17 protein-coding genes and 6 tRNA genes are annotated in these 18745 nt (G+C 29.9%); all 23 read left to right on the top strand.

Annotation, left to right across the window (positions count from 1 at the left end):
• Nucleotides 1-47: 47 nt before the first annotated feature.
• Nucleotides 48-122: transfer RNA gene (locus tag IR151_RS10730), tRNA-Glu, on the top strand.
• 16 nt (nt 123-138) lie between these two features.
• A tRNA-Gly gene (locus tag IR151_RS10735) sits at nt 139-212 on the top strand.
• 6 nt (nt 213-218) lie between these two features.
• A tRNA-Val gene (locus tag IR151_RS10740) sits at nt 219-294 on the top strand.
• A gap of 5 nt (nt 295-299) precedes the next feature.
• Nucleotides 300-376 (top strand) — tRNA-Asp (locus IR151_RS10745).
• A gap of 10 nt (nt 377-386) precedes the next feature.
• Nucleotides 387-461 (top strand) — tRNA-Gly (locus tag IR151_RS10750).
• 9 nt (nt 462-470) lie between these two features.
• A tRNA-Arg gene (locus IR151_RS10755) sits at nt 471-544 on the top strand.
• Between the two features lie 935 nt (nt 545-1479).
• Nucleotides 1480-2319 (top strand): diadenylate cyclase CdaA, encoded by an 840-nt coding sequence (cdaA, locus tag IR151_RS10760; protein ID WP_227434523.1) that lies wholly within the window; start codon nt 1480-1482, stop codon nt 2317-2319.
• Nucleotides 2316-3500, top strand: coding sequence for a YbbR-like domain-containing protein (locus tag IR151_RS10765; RefSeq protein ID WP_227434524.1), 1185 nt, complete (start codon nt 2316-2318; stop codon nt 3498-3500). The genes cdaA and IR151_RS10765 overlap by 4 nt, the downstream gene beginning before the upstream one ends.
• A gap of 303 nt (nt 3501-3803) precedes the next feature.
• Entirely contained in the window at nt 3804-4706 is a 903-nt protein-coding gene (ptb, locus tag IR151_RS10770) for a phosphate butyryltransferase (RefSeq protein WP_227434525.1), read from the top strand.
• A gap of 21 nt (nt 4707-4727) precedes the next feature.
• Nucleotides 4728-5807, top strand: coding sequence for a butyrate kinase (gene buk, locus IR151_RS10775; protein ID WP_227434526.1), 1080 nt, complete (start codon nt 4728-4730; stop codon nt 5805-5807).
• Entirely contained in the window at nt 5797-6474 is a 678-nt protein-coding gene (locus IR151_RS10780) for an ATP-binding protein (protein WP_227434527.1), read from the top strand. The genes buk and IR151_RS10780 overlap by 11 nt, the downstream gene beginning before the upstream one ends.
• A 42-nt stretch (nt 6475-6516) precedes the next feature.
• Nucleotides 6517-6732, top strand: coding sequence for a 4Fe-4S binding protein (locus IR151_RS10785; protein WP_227434528.1), 216 nt, complete (start codon nt 6517-6519; stop codon nt 6730-6732).
• Between the two features lie 29 nt (nt 6733-6761).
• Nucleotides 6762-7841, top strand: a complete 1080-nt coding sequence (locus tag IR151_RS10790; RefSeq protein ID WP_227434529.1) for a 3-methyl-2-oxobutanoate dehydrogenase subunit VorB — start codon at nt 6762-6764, stop codon at nt 7839-7841.
• On the top strand, nt 7841-8593 hold the full coding sequence (locus IR151_RS10795; RefSeq protein WP_003420710.1) for a thiamine pyrophosphate-dependent enzyme: 753 nt from the start codon (nt 7841-7843) through the stop codon (nt 8591-8593). Before IR151_RS10790 ends, IR151_RS10795 begins: the two co-directional genes overlap by 1 nt.
• On the top strand, nt 8594-9151 hold the full coding sequence (locus IR151_RS10800; protein ID WP_227434530.1) for a 2-oxoacid:acceptor oxidoreductase family protein: 558 nt from the start codon (nt 8594-8596) through the stop codon (nt 9149-9151). It abuts the gene before it with no gap.
• A 170-nt stretch (nt 9152-9321) separates the two neighbouring features.
• Complete coding sequence (gene glmM, locus IR151_RS10805) at nt 9322-10668, top strand: phosphoglucosamine mutase (protein ID WP_227434531.1); 1347 nt, start codon at nt 9322-9324, stop codon at nt 10666-10668.
• A 267-nt stretch (nt 10669-10935) separates the two neighbouring features.
• Nucleotides 10936-12768 carry a glutamine--fructose-6-phosphate transaminase (isomerizing) gene (gene glmS / locus IR151_RS10810; protein ID WP_227434532.1) on the top strand — a complete coding sequence of 611 codons (1833 nt, stop codon included), beginning with the start codon at nt 10936-10938 and terminating at the stop codon, nt 12766-12768.
• A gap of 186 nt (nt 12769-12954) precedes the next feature.
• Nucleotides 12955-14031, top strand: a complete 1077-nt coding sequence (locus IR151_RS10815; RefSeq protein WP_227434731.1) for a (Fe-S)-binding protein — start codon at nt 12955-12957, stop codon at nt 14029-14031.
• A 43-nt stretch (nt 14032-14074) separates the two neighbouring features.
• The gene (locus tag IR151_RS10820) at nt 14075-14656 is read left to right on the top strand and encodes a CDP-alcohol phosphatidyltransferase family protein (protein ID WP_227434533.1); all 582 of its coding nucleotides are present in this window, start codon (nt 14075-14077) and stop codon (nt 14654-14656) included.
• A 23-nt stretch (nt 14657-14679) separates the two neighbouring features.
• Nucleotides 14680-15897, top strand: a complete 1218-nt coding sequence (locus tag IR151_RS10825) for an ABC transporter substrate-binding protein (RefSeq protein ID WP_227434534.1) — start codon at nt 14680-14682, stop codon at nt 15895-15897.
• Nucleotides 15887-16762 (top strand): ABC transporter permease subunit, encoded by an 876-nt coding sequence (locus tag IR151_RS10830; RefSeq protein ID WP_227434535.1) that lies wholly within the window; start codon nt 15887-15889, stop codon nt 16760-16762. Before IR151_RS10825 ends, IR151_RS10830 begins: the two co-directional genes overlap by 11 nt.
• Before the next feature lie 8 nt (nt 16763-16770).
• Entirely contained in the window at nt 16771-17565 is a 795-nt protein-coding gene (locus IR151_RS10835) for an ABC transporter permease subunit (RefSeq protein ID WP_227434536.1), read from the top strand.
• A 20-nt stretch (nt 17566-17585) separates the two neighbouring features.
• Nucleotides 17586-18623, top strand: coding sequence for an ABC transporter ATP-binding protein (locus tag IR151_RS10840; protein ID WP_227434537.1), 1038 nt, complete (start codon nt 17586-17588; stop codon nt 18621-18623).
• Nucleotides 18624-18745: the final 122 nt, after the last annotated feature.

Consider the following 18745-nt stretch of genomic DNA (forward strand, 5'->3'; position numbering starts at 1 on the left):
AACCCGAAGGTCGTAGGTTCGAGTCCTGCCTCCGCAACCATTAAAATGGCTCGTTGGTCAAGAGGTTAAGACACCGCCCTTTCACGGCGGTAACAGGGGTTCAATTCCCCTACGAGTCACCAAAAAACAATTAAATAAGCGGGTGTAGCTCAATGGTAGAGTTCTGGCCTTCCAAGCCAGCTGTGAGGGTTCGATCCCCTTCACCCGCTCCAAAAAATGGGATCATAGCTCAGCTGGGAGAGCACCTGCCTTACAAGCAGGGGGTCGCAGGTTCGAGCCCTGCTGGTCCCACCATTTGCGGCCTGGTAGTTCAGTTGGTTAGAATGCCAGCCTGTCACGCTGGAGGTCGAGGGTTCGAACCCCTTCCAGGTCGCCAAATTAAATAAGCGGGAATAGTTCAGTGGTAGAGCGCAACCTTGCCAAGGTTGAAGTCGCGAGTTCGAATCTCGTTTCCCGCTCCATAATAATTTGGGTGCATAGCTCAGCTGGATAGAGCAACGCCCTTCTAAGGCGTGTGTCCGGGGTTCGAATCCCTGTGCGCTCATTAAGAAAAGTTTACTATATTTATAGTAAACTTTTATATTGTTTAAAAAGACACAGGATACATGCATGTCACCTGTGTCTTTTTCTTTATAAATATAAAATTATATAAGAGTTACATTATATTCATTAATATTGTAATCATATTAATGGTAATGTATAATAGTCTACAAGAAGTTTATAGAAAGATTTATTGCATAGATTTAATTAATTAGTAAATAGGCTCATATACATTATACTGTATACTTTATAGTACTAAGATATTAGAATACTATTTAAATTTATAAATTAATTTCTTATACTGAAAAAGAACGATGAAATCTACTATGAAATACTAGAGATTCTAAATACTTGATAATATAGTGCTTGTAGATTATTGTATTAAATGAATTGTTATACTTATAAGTAATATATCTATGACTTTGAAATAGATAAGTTGTTTTAATTATTTTTATAATAAAAGATAATTTCTAGAAAAGATACATAATAAGATATTAATAGAACTTGATATAAATTATTTATAAGATAAATTATTAGTATAAGATAAAAATAATATTACTAATATAATAGAAATATAGAAATAATGTTACAATTTTATATAATTAATAAATAGATTATTAAATTTATTGTAGCAAACATATATTGAAAAATAATATGTATTTTGAAATAGATTTTATAGTATAAAATTGCATCAAGGCGCGAGTACTATTTTGTATTCGCGCCTTGATGATTTGAATTATTTAAACTAGATTTAACTTTAATAAAAAATATATATTTAATGAGCAATATTTTTAATGTATTTAGAGATTATTTAACAATCTCAATCTATAAAAATAGAATTATTTACACAAAAGTTAAATAGTTTGTATAGAGTTAGATTTATATAGTATAATACATAGTGTAAATAATTAAGAAGTTATCGAACAGGAGGATAAAACTGTGTTAGATATAAATTCTTTTTTAAATGAATTTTTTAATATAATATTAAGAATGAGTATATATGATTTAATTGACATATCCATAGTAGCATATATTTTTTACAAAATATTTATGTTTATAAAAGATACAAGAGCAGAACAAGTATTTAAAGGTATAATATTTCTTTTGCTAGCAACTCAACTTAGTAACACTTTTAAATTGCATACCGTTTATTGGATATCTCTTAAGGCTCTGGATTATGGAGTTATAGCAGCTCTTATAATTTTTCAGCCAGAATTTAGAGCAGGACTTGAACATATAGGAAGAGCAAAGTTTAATTTATTTGGAAAAAATGTAAATACTTCAGAAGAAACTCTTAATAGAACTATAGAAGAGATTGTAGAAGCTTTATATTCACTTTCTAGACAAAAAATAGGAGCTCTTATCATAATGGAGAGAGAAACCAGAATAAGTGATATAATAAATACAGGAACTATAATTGATGCTGAAATTTCTAGGCAATTATTGATAAATATATTTATACCAAATACACCATTACATGATGGCGCTGTTGTAATTAGAGATTCTAAGGTAAAGGCAGCTGCATGTTTCTTGCCGTTGACAGAGAGTAAAGATTTAAGTAAAGATTTAGGCACTAGACATAGAGCGGGAATAGGTGTAAGTGAAGTATCTGACTGTATAACACTAATCGTATCAGAGGAAACTGGAGGCGTATCAATTGCTAAAGCTGGTAAGTTATATAGAGATATTTCTAGAGAAAGAATGATGAATATATTACGTAGTAATCTAAAAACGAATACGGAAACAAGAAGTTTTTTCAAAGGTGGTATATTTAAATGATAAATAGACTAAAAAATAATACCAAAATAAAAATAATATCATTTTTAAGTGCAATTGCTTTATGGATGTATGTCATGGCTGTAGTTGACCCTGAAGAAACTAGAGGGTTTGAAGATATACCTGTATCTATAAGTAATATGAGTGATTTAAATGATAAAAATCTTGTTATATATCCAGACGAAAAATTAACAGCAGATGTGTATATAAAAGGTAGTTTATCAAAGGTACAAAAAGTTAAAAAAGAAGATATACATGTATATGGAACTGTTGAAGACCCAATACAAGGTAAGAAAGAAGTATATTTAAAAGCAAATATTCCTCAAGGTGTTACTTTAGAATTTAAGCATGACGTTTTAATAGTAAATCTTGAGAAAAATATAAAAGAAAAAAGAGATATAAAGGTAGAAGTAAGTGGAAATTCTAAAAGAAATATAGATAAAATTGAACTGAATAAAAATTATGTCGATATATCGGGTCCAATGAGTCTAGTTAAGGAAGTTAAGAATATAAGAGCTAATCTAAATGTAGGTAACGAGACAGAAGATTTCTCTAAAAAATTGGATTTAATACCTTTAAATAGTGATGGAACTAAGGTTGAAGGTGTGACACTAAGTTCAAATTCTGTAACAGCAAGTGTACAATTATTAAAAGAAAAAACTGTACCAATAAGAGTAGATTTAAAGGATAATAATCAAGATAATAATACATTGAAAAATTATAAATTAAGTAAAGATGAAGTTAGCATAAAAGGTAAAAAAGAAAGTATAGACAAAATAAATTATATTAAGACAAAACCTATTGATTTAGTTGATTTAGCTAATGGAGAGGAAAAAGAAGTGAGTCTAGAGATTCCAGAAGGAATAACTATTGATGATAGCTCTATAACTATAAAACTAAATGAAACAAAACAATTAAGTGCTGAGTTTGTATATAGTTCAGAAGATATTATGTTAAGAAATATTCCAGCAAATATGGACAATCCGAGTATAATTTTTACTGGAGATATTCAAGTTGTTGTAGAATCAACAGAAGATTTAAGTAAGCTAAATAAAAAAGATATTTCGTTATATATCGATTTATCAGAAGCACCTACTGAAAATGGTAAATATAAAATAAAATATGAAACAACATATCAATTTAAAAAAATAAATATAGAACCTAATATTGTTGAAGTGGAATGAACAAATATTTTGAATATTTAGTTGTTACAAGATGTGACAAAAAAATCTATAAAATTAAGTTTGTTAATTTTATGTTTTTGTTGCATCTTGTTTATTTTAGTTATATTATAAAATAAGGACAATGAGATATTTGTTAAATCTAAAAAGTGTTAGATATATGAAAAAAGACTGATAAATAGATTTAAATAAATATTTTTGAATTAAATATTTCAATTATCCCTAGGAAAACGTTGCTGAACGAGTTATAATTTAATTGAGATATAAAAGTTCTATTTCAAAAAATTCAAGATGAGGTGGAAATGCATGAGAAGTTTTGAAGAAGTAATTAAGTTTGCAAAAGAAAGAGGACCTAAAACTATATCAGTAGCATGTTGTCAAGATAAAGAAGTTTTAATGGCAGTTGAAATGGCTAGAAAAGAAAAAATAGCAAATGCCATTTTAATAGGTGATATAGAAAAGACTAAAGAAATTGCAAAAAGCATAGACATGGATATCGAAAATTATGAAGTAATAGATATAAAAGATTTAGCAGAAGCATCTCTAAAATCTGTTGAATTAGTTTCACAAGGAAAAGCCGATATGGTAATGAAAGGCTTAGTAGACACATCAATAATACTAAAAGCAGTTTTAAACAAAGAAGTGGGTCTTAGAACTGGTAATGTATTAAGCCACGTAGCAGTATTTGATGTAGAGGGGTATGACAGATTATTTTTCGTAACTGATGCAGCTATGAACTTAGCTCCTGATACAAATACTAAAAAGCAAATCATAGAAAATGCTTGCACAGTAGCACATTCATTAGATATAAGCGAACCAAAAGTTGCTGCAATATGCGCAAAAGAAAAAGTAAATCCAAAAATGAAAGATACAGTTGAAGCTAAAGAACTTGAAGAAATGTATGAAAGAGGAGAAATCAAAGGTTGTATGGTTGGTGGACCTTTTGCAATAGATAATGCAGTGTCTTTAGAAGCAGCTAAACATAAAGGTATAGATCATCCTGTAGCAGGAAGAGCTGATATATTATTGGCTCCAGATATCGAAGGTGGCAATATATTATACAAAGCTTTAGTATTTTTCTCAAAATCAAAAAATGCAGGAGTTATAGTTGGAGCTAAAGCACCAATAATATTAACTTCTAGAGCAGATAGTGAAGAAACTAAGCTTAACTCAATAGCCTTGGGCGTTTTAATGGCAGCAAAGGCTTAAATTTAAGGGGGAAATAGGCAAATGAGCAAAATATTTAAAATCTTAACAATAAATCCTGGTTCGACATCAACTAAAATAGCTGTATTTGATAATGAGGATTTAGTATTTGAAAAGACACTAAGACACTCTTCTGAAGAAATAGGAAAGTATGAGAAGGTTTCAGACCAATTTGAATTTCGTAAACAAGTAATAGAAGAAGCATTAAAAGAGGGGGGAGTAAAAACATCTGACTTAGATGCTGTAGTAGGTAGAGGTGGTCTTCTTAAGCCTATAAAAGGTGGAACTTACTCAGTAAGTGATGTTATGATAGAAGATTTAAAAGTAGGAGTTTTAGGAGAACATGCTTCAAATTTAGGTGGTATAATAGCAAAACAAATAGGTGATGAAGTTAATGTTCCTTCATACATAGTAGACCCAGTTGTTGTGGATGAACTAGAAGATGTTGCTAGAATTTCTGGTATGCCTGAAATAAGTAGAGCAAGTGTAGTACATGCTTTAAATCAAAAGGCAATAGCAAGAAGATTTGCTAAAGAGATAAACGCAAAATATGAAGATATAAATCTTATAGTTGCACATATGGGTGGAGGAGTTTCTGTTGGAGCTCATAAAAATGGTAGAATAGTAGATGTTGCAAACGCATTAGATGGAGAAGGTCCTTTCTCTCCAGAAAGAAGTGGTGGATTACCAGTAGGAGCATTAGTGAAAATGTGCTTCAGTGGAGAATATACTCAAGATGAAATTAAAAAGAAAATAAAAGGTAATGGTGGATTAGTTGCATATTTAAATACTAATGATGCTAGAGAAGTTGAAGAAAGAATTGAAGCTGGTGATGAAAAAGCTAAATTAGTATATGAAGCTATGGCATATCAAATCTCTAAAGAAATAGGAGCTAATGCAGCAGTTCTTAAGGGAGATGTAAAAGCAATATTATTAACTGGTGGAATCGCATATTCAAAAATGTTTACAGATATGATTGCAGATAGAGTTAAATTTATAGCAGATGTAAAAGTTTATCCAGGTGAAGATGAAATGATTGCATTAGCTCAAGGTGGACTTAGAGTTTTAATTGGTGAAGAAGAGGCTCAAGTTTATGATAACTAATGATAAAAGAATAAGAATCATAACAGGTCACTATGGAAGTGGTAAAAGTGAATTTGCGATGAACTATGTTGTTAAATTAAGAGATATGGTTTCTGGCAAAGTTGCTATAGCTGATTTGGATGTGGTGAATGTATACTTTAGAACTAGAGAAAAGAAAGAGTTAATGAAATCTTTAGGTATACAACCAATAGATAGTTCAATTAATGCTCCAACATTAGATTTACCAGCAGTATCAGCAGAAGTAATGTCACCTATGGTTGATCATTCATACAATTCTGTTATAGACTTAGGCGGAGATAATGTAGGTGCTAGAGTTATAGGAAGATTTAGTCATTTATTAAAAGAAGGCGACTATGACATGCTTTTTGTAATAAATGCAAATAGGGAGAAAACTCAAACTTCTGAAGAAGTTATCCAATATATAAAGGAAATAGAAAAATCTTCTAAACTAAAGGTAACAGGTCTAATTAATAATACTCATCTTATTAGATTTACTACTATTGATGATGTATTAAGAGGCCAAAAAGTTGCAGAAGAAGTTTCTAAGGAATGTAATATACCTATAAGATATGTTGCATGCTTAGAAAATCTTGTTGAACAATTACCAAAAGATTTAGAGGGAGAAATTTTTCCAATAAAATTATATATGAGAGAAGACTGGATGTAGTTTGAGCTCAAATATATAGAAAGTTTAAGGAGGCTTAGGTAAATGGCTAAAGGAAAAGTATCTTTTAATCAAGAACGTTGTAAAGGTTGTGGATTATGTGTTGAAGCATGTCCAGTAAAAATCATACAATTAGACTCAAACACAATAAACAAAAAAGGGTATAACCCAGCAACTGTTTCTGAAATGGAAAAATGCATAGGATGTGCAAGTTGTGCGACTATGTGTCCAGATGTAGTTATAACAGTAGAAAGAGATTAATTTAAATTAATATTTAAGGGGGAATTTTAATGGCTAAGATACTTATGAAAGGTAACGAAGCATTTGGAAAAGCAGCTATAGAAGCTGGTTGCAAATATTTCTTCGGTTACCCAATAACTCCACAAAGTGAATTACCAGAATATTTATCAAGAGAGTTACCTAAAATAGGTGGAGCGTTCGTTCAAGCTGAATCAGAAGTTTCTGCGATAAACATGGTTTATGGTGGAGCAGGTGCAGGAGCAAGAGTTATGACTTCTTCATCTTCACCAGGAGTTGCTTTAAAACAAGAAGGTATAACATATGCAGTAGGAGCAGAAGTTCCTTGTGTTGTACTTAACGTAATGAGAGGTGGTCCAGGACTTGGAAGTATACAACCTTCACAAGCTGACTACTTTATGTCTACAAGAGGTGGAGGAAATGGAGACTACAGAACTCCAGTATTCGCACCAGCTACAGTTCAAGAAGCTGTTGACATGATAATGGAAGCTTTTGATGTTGCAGATTACTACAGATCACCTGTTATGGTAGTTGCAGATGGTATGATAGGTCAAATGATGGAGCCAGTTGAATTCAAAGCTCCTGAAAAGAAAAGAGAATTGCCTCCTAAAGATTGGGCAACTGTTGGAACTAAAGGAAAAAGAGTACCTAATGTAATAAACTCTTTATACTTAGAGCCAGAAGTATTAGAAGATCACTGTTGGCACTTAGAAGCTAAATTCAATGAAATGGAAAAAAATGAAGTACAATATGAAATGTACAAAACAGAAGACGCTGAATTTATATTTGCAGCTTATGGAACTACTTCAAGAATAGTGAAAAGCGCAATTGATATATTAAGAGAAGAAGGAATAAAAGCAGGTCTTATAAGACCTAAAGTATTATGGCCATTCCCATTTGAAGCATTTGATCAAATCCCTAGTGCTAGAAACATATTAACTGTTGAAATGAGTATGGGACAAATGGTGGAAGATGTAAAAATGGCAGTAGAAGGTAAATTACCAGTTTACTTCCATGGAAGACCAGGAGGAATGACTCCAACACCAGCAGAAATAGTTGAAAAAGCTAAAAAAATTATTGCCGGAGAATTGGTTGCAGGAGGTGCTAGATAATGGCTGTTGTATTTAAGAAAACTGAAGGGTTACAAGATACTCAAACTCACTACTGTCCAGGATGTACACATGGTATAATCCATAGATTAGTTGGTGAAGTATTAGAAGAATTAGGAGTATTAGGTGATGCTGTAGGTGTTGTTCCAGTTGGATGTTCAGTTTTAGGATATAAATATTTTAACTGTGACACTCAAGAAGCAGCTCATGGTAGAGCACCAGCTGCTGCTACAGGAATAAAAAGAGTTCATCCTGAAAACACAGTATTCACTTATCAAGGTGATGGAGACTTAGCTTCAATCGGTACTGCTGAAATAGTTCATGCAGCTGCTAGAGGAGAAAAAATAACTACTATATTTGTAAACAATACAACATATGGTATGACTGGTGGACAAATGGCTCCAACTACATTAGTTGGACAAAGAGCTACTACTGCTCAATCAGGAAGAAATGCTGAAACTCAAGGTTATCCAATAAGAGTAAGTGAAATGTTAGCTACATTAACAGGAGCTGTATTTGTAGAAAGAGTAGCAGTTGATACTCCAGCTCATGTTAGACAAGCTAAAAAAGCTATAAAGAAAGCATTCCAAGTTCAACAAGCAGGATTAGGATTTGGAATAGTAGAAGTATTATCTACTTGTCCTACAAACTGGGGACTAGCTCCAAATGATGCTTTACAATGGTTAAGAGACAATATGATACCATACTATCCATTAGGAAATTTCAAAAATGTTGAAGTTGAGGAGGTGAAGTAAATGTCTACAGCTAGAGTAATATGTGCAGGCTTCGGAGGCCAAGGTGTTATGTCTATGGGACAATTACTTACTTATGCAGGAATGTTAGAAGGTAAAGAAGTTTCTTGGTTACCATCTTATGGACCAGAAATGCGTGGAGGTACAGCAAACTGTGCAGTAACTGTATCTAGTGAACCAGTTGGTTCTCCACTTATAACAAATGATGCAACTGCAGCTATATTATTAAATATACCAGCATTTGAAAAATTTAAAGATGATGTTGTACCTGGTGGAAAAATAATAGTAAATAGCTCTTTAATAAAAGAAAAAGTTGAAAGAACAGATGTAGATGTTTATTATATCCCAGCAAATGAATTAGCTGTTGAATTAGGTAATGATAAAGTTGCTAATATGATAATGCTAGGAGCTTACTTAAAAGTAGCTGATACAGTAGATATAGAGTCTGTATTAGAAGCATTTAAAAAAGTTTTCGGACCTAGAAAAGAAAAATTTGTTCCATTAAACAGAGCAGCTTTACAAAAAGGTATGGATGCTACATGTTGCGGAGCAACTAACTAATAAAGAAAAAAGATGTCAAAAAAAAGACAATAGAATTATTTCTATTGTCTTTTTTGCTGAGAAGTATTAAAATATTTTTATGACTGAAATTAAGAATATAATAGTATTTTATGAATTATAAAAATATAATACAAATTACAAGCTTTTCAATTATGAAAGGAGAATATTTAGTGAGAAAGTATTTTGGAACAGATGGAGTTAGAGGAATAGCAAATACAGAATTAACATGTGACTTAGCATATAGACTTGGTAGAGCTGGTGGATTTGTTTTAGCTCAAGGAGACCATAGAGTAAAAGTAGTAGTAGGTAAAGATACTAGAATATCAGGAGATATGCTGGAGGCATCTTTAATAGCAGGTCTTATGTCTGTTGGATGTGATGTTATTACTGTTGGAATAATACCAACCCCTGCAGTTGCATATTTAACTAGAAAATATGGTGCTGATTGTGGTGTGGTTATATCTGCATCTCATAATCCTGTTGAATATAATGGAATTAAATTCTTTAATAAGAATGGATATAAATTGGATGATGAAATAGAATTAAAGATAGAAGAATATATAGATGACATGGCTAAAGTAGATTGTATGCCAGTTGGTGAAAATGTAGGACGAAGATTACATGAGCATTATGCACAAAGAGATTATGTAGATTATTTAAAATCAATAATTAACACTGATTTTAGAGGATTAAAAGTGGTTTTGGACTGTGCTAATGGTGCATCGTATAAAGTAGCACCAATAGTATTTGATGAATTAGGAGCAAGTGTAATTTCAATAAATAGTTCACCAGATGGAAACAATATAAATTATAAATGTGGCTCTACACATCCAGAACAACTTCAAAAGGCTGTTTTGGAACATAATGCTGACTTAGGTCTTGCGTATGATGGAGATGCTGATAGATTAATTGCAGTAAATGAAGAGGGTCAAATTGTTGATGGAGACCATATAATGATATTGAGTGCTTTAAATTTAAAGAAAAATAATAAATTAGCACAAGATACTTTAGTAGTTACAGTTATGAGTAATATAGGATTAACAATAGCTGCAAAAGAAAATGGAATAAAATTATCTACTACAGCAGTTGGAGATAGATATGTTTTAGAAGACATGGCTAAAAATGGATATAATCTTGGTGGAGAACAATCTGGACACATGATATTCTTAGATTACAATACTACAGGAGATGGAGTTCTTAGTTCTTTAATACTTGCAAATATAATATTGCAAGAAAAGAAACCTTTATCAGAACTTGCATCAATAATGAGTCAATATCCACAAGTACTAGTGAATGCAACAATAAAAAATGAAAATAAAACCAAATATATGGAATATCCAGAAATAAAAGATGAAATAGAAAGAATAGAATCTATTTTAGATGGAAATGGTAGAGTCTTAATAAGACCATCAGGAACTGAACCATTAGTTAGAGTTATGTTAGAGGGTAAAGAGGAAGGTCAAATAAAAGAATTAGCAACAAATTTAGCTAATCTTATACAAGAAAAATTATCGTAATTTATAAGGGTATTCTCAGATATAAACCCTGAGGACACCTTTCTAAGCGCCAGAACTTAGTTATAGGCACAAGAATTAAGTATTATTGGAACTAAGTTGACGAGGTCAGAGTTAATCGAATTGTCGGCGGATGCTCTGCGGTGTGTTTACCATCGAAAGACTTCTTTAAATAATAGGAGTAATCCTATGGACAAAGGGAAGCCAAAGTAAACTTATATGACCTAACTCTTAAAATATATAAATAATATTTTTAGGAGGACACAAATAATGTGTGGAATAGTTGGATATTTAGGAAGTAGAAAGGCAGCAGAAGTTATCATAGAGGGGCTTTCTAAGCTAGAGTACAGAGGTTATGACTCAGCAGGTGTAGCAGTTAATGGTTCTAATTGTGATGAACTTAATATTAGAAAGTTCAAAGGTAGACTTTCTGTGCTTGCAGAAGATTTAGAAAAAAATCCTATTGATGGAAATTTGGGAATAGGACATACAAGATGGGCAACTCATGGAGAACCATCTGATGTAAATTCACATCCTCATTTTAATCAAGCTAAAACAATAGCAGTTGTTCATAATGGGATAATAGAAAATTATATGGAAATCAAAGAAGAATTAATTTCTGAAGGTGTTAAATTTGAATCTCAAACAGATACAGAAGTAATAGCACATTTAGTAGATAAATACTATGAAGGTAACTTATTAGACGCTGTATATAAAACTATATCAAAATTAAGAGGAGCTTATGCATTAGGTGTTATATGTAAAGAACATGGAAATGAATTAGTTGCAGTAAGAAAAGATAGTCCTCTTGTAGTTGGTGTGGGTGAAGGCGAAAACTTTATAGCATCAGATATACCTGCTTTATTAAAATATACTAGAGATGTTTATTTCTTAGAAAATGGAGAGATAGTTCACCTAAAAGATGAAAATGTAACAATTTATGATTCTAATAGAAATGTTGTAGAAAAAGAAGTATTCCATGTAACATGGGATGTAGAAGCTGCATCTAAAGGTGGATATGATTACTTTATGTCAAAAGAAATACATGAGCAACCAACAGGAGTTAGAGAAACTCTAGAAAGAAGACTTGATGATAATGGAAATATAATTTTAGATAGTATAAATATTTCTAAAGAAGATTTAGATAAAATAAATAAAGTTTATATAGTAGCTTGTGGAACGGCATATAATGCTGGATTACTTGGTAAGTATGCTATAGAAAAATTTGTAAATATACCAGTAATAACTGATATAGCATCAGAATTTAGATATAGTGACCCATTTGTAGATGAAAACTCATTAGTAATATTAGTTAGCCAATCTGGTGAAACAGCAGATACTTTAGCAGTACTAAGAGATTCAAAAGCTAAAGGAGCAAGAATACTTTCAATAACTAATGTTGTAGGTTCATCTATAGCAAGAGAATCAGATGATGTTTTCTATACTTGGGCAGGACCTGAAGTAGCAGTTGCATCAACTAAGGCATATACAACTCAAATAACTTCTTTATATATGATAGCTTTAGATTTTGCTATTAAAAAAGGAACAATAACTAGAGAGTTTTATGATGGTATGATTACTAAGATGAAAGAAATACCATCAAAAATACAAGAAATATTAGATAATGAAGAATATATAAAAGAAGTTGCTAAAACAGTTGTTAGCTCTGACCATGCTTTCTATTTAGGAAGAGGTATAGACTATAGTTTAGCAATGGAAGGTTCATTAAAATTAAAAGAAATATCATATATACATGCAGAAGCTTTTGCAGCAGGAGAATTAAAACATGGAACAATAGCATTAATAGAAAAAGGAACTCCTGTAATTGCTATAGCTACTCAAGAAAAATTATTTGAAAAAATGGTTTCTAATATGGAAGAAGTAAGAGCAAGAGGAGCTTATGTTGTAGCAATTGCTCAAAGTCATAATAAAGACGTTGAAAAAGCTGCTGAAAAAATAATTTATATACCAAACTCAGATGATATTTTATCACCAATATTAGCAGTTGTACCAATGCAATTACTTGCTTATCATGTTTCTGTATTAAGAGGTTGTGATGTAGATAAGCCAAGAAACTTAGCTAAATCAGTAACAGTTGAATAAAAATATATTAAAAAGTGCATAGATAATATCTATTAGAAAAAACTCATTCTATTTGTTATAATTTTATAGAATGAGTTTTTTATTATAGAAAAAAGCTATTAATCAATATGGAGGTGTATTTGTATAAAAGAGGTAAAGTTAAAATTAGAGACGTTAAAAAAAATCGAAAAAAATAACAATGATTGTATAAATTGCAAAAAATGTTTTAAGGTATGTCCTATGATGAAAGAATTTGGAGACTCACCAAGAGAACTTATGATAGACATTTTGCAAAATAAATCAATAAATAAAAATATACCATATTCTTGCATGTTATGTGGAATATGCAAGGTAGAGTGTCCAAAAGATATAGATTTAAAAGAAATGTTTTTTGATGTAAGGAAAGAAATATTTCATAGCAATCAAAAAGAATTAAATGATATAGGATATAGAACAATAAAATTTCATCAAACTAATAGTTTCTCTTCATTATTCTCAAAAAAATTTATTAAAAAAAACACCAAAAAGATTTTTTTTCCAGGATGTAGCCTTTCTAGCTATAGTAGTGACTTAGTATTAGCAACATATAAATATTTAGAAAATCATATAGAAAATATATCCTTAGCTTTTGAATGTTGTGGCAAGCCAACTTTAGCTATGGGAGATACAAATAAATTTGATAAATATTATTCTAAAATAGACAAGCTATTTAGAGAAAATGATATAGACGAAGTAATCGTAACTTGTCCAAATTGTTTTAATACTATAAGAAATAATAGTGATATAAAAGTGACTTCAATATGGGAAGTGATAAAAGAATATGGACTTCCAGAAAATCTAAAAAATCATTATGATGATTTAAATCAGGAATTTTTATTACATGACCCATGCCCTATAAGAAATGAGCATAATATACATGAATCAGTCAGATATATACTAGGTTTTATGGGAATAAAAATAATTGAATTTGAAAAAAATAGAGAAAACACAGAGTGTTGTGGCTCTGGAGGTATGGTAAGAGTTACTAATAATGAAGTTGCTATAAACCAGACCAAAAATAGAGCAAATAATGAAAAAACAGATTATGTAATCTCATACTGTCAATCTTGTTGTGAGTCTATGTTAATGGCAGATAAAAAAGTACTACATGTATTAGATTTAATTTTTGATGTTGATGTTATAAACAAAAATAAATTAACCCAGAAGAAAACATCATCTATTAAAAAATGGAGTACAAGGTATAAAGGAATAGAAGTAGCAAAGACGATGAATATAGAAACTTAATAAATTCCCATAAAAAGTATATAAGCTAATGAAAGGAAATAATATGTTAGATACACATGCAAGAAAATATGTAGAGCCATTTATAATCAAAGGAGCAGAGTTCTTTTTAAAACTTAAATTAACTCCAAATAACGTGACAATAATAGCACTTATAGTTGGAATATCTACGTCTTTATTTATATATCTCGATATGAAAGTGCTAGCAATAATTACATTATGGGTTTCAGGATACCTAGATGCTGTAGATGGTGATATGGCGAGAAGTAGTAATAAAACATCCTTATTTGGAACATTAATGGATATTACTTTTGACAGAATAGTAGAAATAAGTATGATTTTAGTATTTGGCTTGAAGATGATTGATGTAAGGTTAAATCTAATGATTCTTTTAAGTAGTATTCTTATGTCAATGACTATATTTTTAACTGTTGGGGCCTTAACTGATAAAAAAGGTATGAAATCATTTTATTATCAAGCTGGTGTAGCTGAAAGGAGTGAGGGATTTATACTTTTTACTTTGATGATTTTATTTCAAAGTTATATTGGAACGATAGCAAATCTATTTTCTATAGTCGTTTTATTTACAGCAGTTCAAAGACTACTAGAAGCAAAAAAAATATTATAAATTAATTTTTGAGAGGGGAAAAAATGAAAAAGAGGATATTAACAATATTATTATGTTTAGGGCTTGTATTTGGATTGATAGGGTGTTCAAATAACGATAAAAAAGAAGAGCCTCAAAAAGATATATTAAAAAGTAGCAATGAAGAGATTTTAAAATCTGCAAAAGGTACAACAGTTAACTTTTATGGATATGGTGGAAATGAAGTAATGAATAAATGGTTTGATAGTTATGTAATTCCAAAGATGAAAGAAGACTATGACATAACTGTAAAAAGAGTAGGAATGGATATAGAAAACATTCTTAATAAACTATTGTCAGAAAAACAAGCTGGAAATGCTAAGGGTACTATAGATGTGGTTTGGATAAATGGAGAAAACTTCAAAACAGCAAAAGAGAATAAATTGCTATTTGGACCTTTTGTAGAGAAACTTTCTAATTATGAAAAGTATGTTGATTCATCTTCTGAAGATATTACTACAGATTTTGGAGTTAAGGTAGAGGGGATGGAAGCTCCTTGGGGTAAATCTCAATTTGCAGTTGTAACAGACACATCTAAGATTAATACAAAAATAACTGATGCAAAAACACTAAAAAAAGTAATTGTATCTAATCCTGGAAAATTTACCTATCCAGCCCCACCAGATTTTACAGGAAGTGCATTTGTCAGAAATATAATATATGATGTAGTAGGATATGATAAAGTAAAAAATTTACCAGAAGATGAAGCTAAAGTAAAACAAGTCATACAACCTGCTATGGAGTATCTTAAAGAAATAAAACCATACTTATGGAATAAAGGTAAAACTTATCCTGCGACATCTTCTCAGTTAGATAATATGTATTCAGATAATGAAACCTATTTTACAATGACTTATGCTCCCAATGTATTATTAGGAAGGATAGAAAGTGGAGAGTTTAGCAAATCTACAAAAGCAATAGAATTTGAAAAAGGAAATATAAGTAACACACATTTTGTTGCTATACCAGATAATTCTCAAAATAAAGAAGGTGCAATAGTGTTAATAGATTTTTTGATGAGTATAGATGCACAATCCTCTAAGACAGAAACTAAAAATTGGGGAGATACATCTGTTTTAGATATGAAGAAGATTCCAGGTGAAGATGTTAAGAAATTTAGTGAAACTATAGTATTAAAAAATTCAGTTCCAGAATTAAAAGCGGGAATAGTTCCAATAATAGAAAAAATATGGACTAAAGAGGTACTAGAAAGTGAAAAGTAAAATAATTAATGATAAAATAATTCCATATTTATTAATAGCACCTGTATCTATCATCCTGATACTTATAATGGGTGTAGGAATTATAAATTGCATCTCACAAAGTCTAGGATTTTTTCCTCAGATTGGTCTTGAGCAAATTACATTAAATTATTATAGAGAAATTTTTAGAGATTCTAATTTTTTAGAATCTCTTATCTTTAGTTTGAAGATTTCTTTAGTGTCATCAATTTTGGCTATTATTATAGGTATACTTTTAGCATATATAATGTCTCAAAATAAATTTTCTAAAGTTAGATATATGATTCTAAATGTTCCGCTAGTAGTTCCACATATAATAGCTGTATTATTGGTATTTATAATATTTTCTCAAACAGGTATAGTTTCAAGAGTATTTTATTTTTTCAATATAATAAAGGATTCATCTGAATTTATACCAATGGTTTCTGATAAAAATGGAATAGGGATAATTTCAGTTTATTTGTGGAAAGGAATACCATATATAACACTAATGGTTTATAATATATTGAAAAATATAAATGATAATCTACAACAAGTGTCTATAAATTTAGGTGCAAGTAAACTTCAAACGTTTAGATATATAGTGTTGCCGCTTGCTATGCCTACAATAATTTCTTCATTTATAATAATTTTTGCCTTTTCATTTGGTTCTTTTGAAGTACCTTTTTTAATAGGTGCATCAACTCCAAAAGCATTACCAGTTCAAGCATATCTGAGTTATTCTAGTTCAGATTTAATGCAAAGACCAATCTCAATGTGTATCAATGTTGTATTATCTGGAATAAGTTTTATACTATTAATAATTTATGATAGATTTTTTAATAAAATATCAAAATATAATGTATAGGAGTATCTATGAGTAAAAAATTTAATATAATTCTTAATATCATGTTTGTAGTTATTATAGCTCCTATAATATTATTGTTAATATGGGGAGTTGTAAATACATGGCCATTTCCAAATCTTTTACCTAAGGAATTTTCATTAAGAGGATTTAGATATATTTTGGATATAAATAATCTGAATATCATTTTGAGAAGTATTATAATATCAATAACTGTAGTCTTAGTTACTATTTTATTAAGTATACCAGCATCTAAAGCGTTAGCACTATATGACTTTAAAGGAAAAAGGTTTTGTGAGTTACTGATATTGTCTCCAATTATAATTCCACTAATATCTGTTGCTATGGGCATACATATAGCATTTATTAGAATAGGTCTGGCCAATAATATTTTGGGAGTAATTATTATAAATATACTTCCATGTATACCTTATTCAGTTCGAATAATAACAGATGTTTATAAATTAATAGGTGATAATTTAGAAATACAAGCGAAAGTACTTGGAGCAAGTAGATTTAATACATTTAGATATGTAACTTTCCCTTTGATTTTGCCAGGGATATTGGGTGCATCAAGTATGTCTTTCATAATATCCTTTAGTCAATATTTTTTGACTCTTCTTATAGGGGGAGGTAGTGTCATAACTTATCCAATGATTATGTTTCCATATATACAAAGTGGAGACAGGACAATCGCATCTTTGTATAGTATGCTCTTTTTAATAATAAGTTTATTTATCTTGATAATAATAGAATACAATGTAAAAAAGAACTATAAGCATATTCAAAATACAAGGCTATTTTAGTACGATTGGAGGTGTAATAATTGTCATCAGTTAAACTTATAAATTTATGTAAGAGTTTTAACAAAATCAAAGTTTTAAACAATATGAATTTAGATATAAAAGAAGGAGAAATAGTTTCTCTTTTAGGTCCATCAGGTTGTGGAAAAAGTACTACTCTAAAATTAATTGCTGGTATTTTACATCCTGATTGCGGAGATATACTTTTAAATAATGAATCAGTATTAGATATACCTATAGGAAAAAGAGATACTGTAATAGTTTTTCAAGATTATTTATTATTTCCACATATGACTTTATATGAAAATATAGAATTCGGTCTTAAAATGAAAAAAATAAATAAGAATATAAGAAAAAGTAAAGTAAACGAACTTATAAATTTAGTTAAGTTAAAAGGATATGAAAATAAATATCCAAACGAACTCTCAGGAGGACAACAACAACGTGTTGCAATAGCAAGGTCTTTAGCAATAAATCCAAAGGTACTGTTATTAGATGAGCCATTTTCAAATTTAGATATTAATTTACGCAATGAAATGAGGGAATTTGTATTAGGATTACAAAAACATCTAAAGATAACAACGATATTAGTAACACATGACAAAGAAGAAGCGTTAATGATGAGTGATAGAATAGCAGTTATGTTAAATGGTGAGGTTAAACAATTCGACACACCAGATAATCTTTATGAAAATCCCAAAAGTAAAGAAGTTGCAAATATATTTGGAGAAAAAAATTATTTAATCGGAAATATAAGAAATGGAGAATTTGTAAATGATATAATTTCTATTAAATTAGATAAATATAAAAATATAAATATAGATAATGTAGAGTTAATGATACCAAAAGAAAGTATAATCCTAAAAACGATTGATAATGATGTAGGAAGACAAGGGTCTATATTAAAAAAAAGATATGCAGGAGATAAAGTTTACTATGATGTAGATATTGATGGAACGGTATTAAAAGCTAGTAGCAACAATAATTTATATGAAATAAATGAAAAGGTAGATGTGTTTATGGAACAAAGAAAAATTCTATTCTTTCCTGTTGAACTATAGAAAAAAACTATGGCTGTAAACAAGTAAATAAGTATCAAATATATTTTAATTTTGTTATAATGAATTCGAATACTATAATAAAATAAGATTTTATATCAAAAAAGGGAATATTTTTAATATTT

The sequence above is a fragment of the Clostridioides sp. ES-S-0006-03 genome, from assembly GCF_020662275.1.
In the GTDB taxonomy this organism is placed as follows: Bacteria; Bacillota; Clostridia; order Peptostreptococcales; family Peptostreptococcaceae; genus Clostridioides.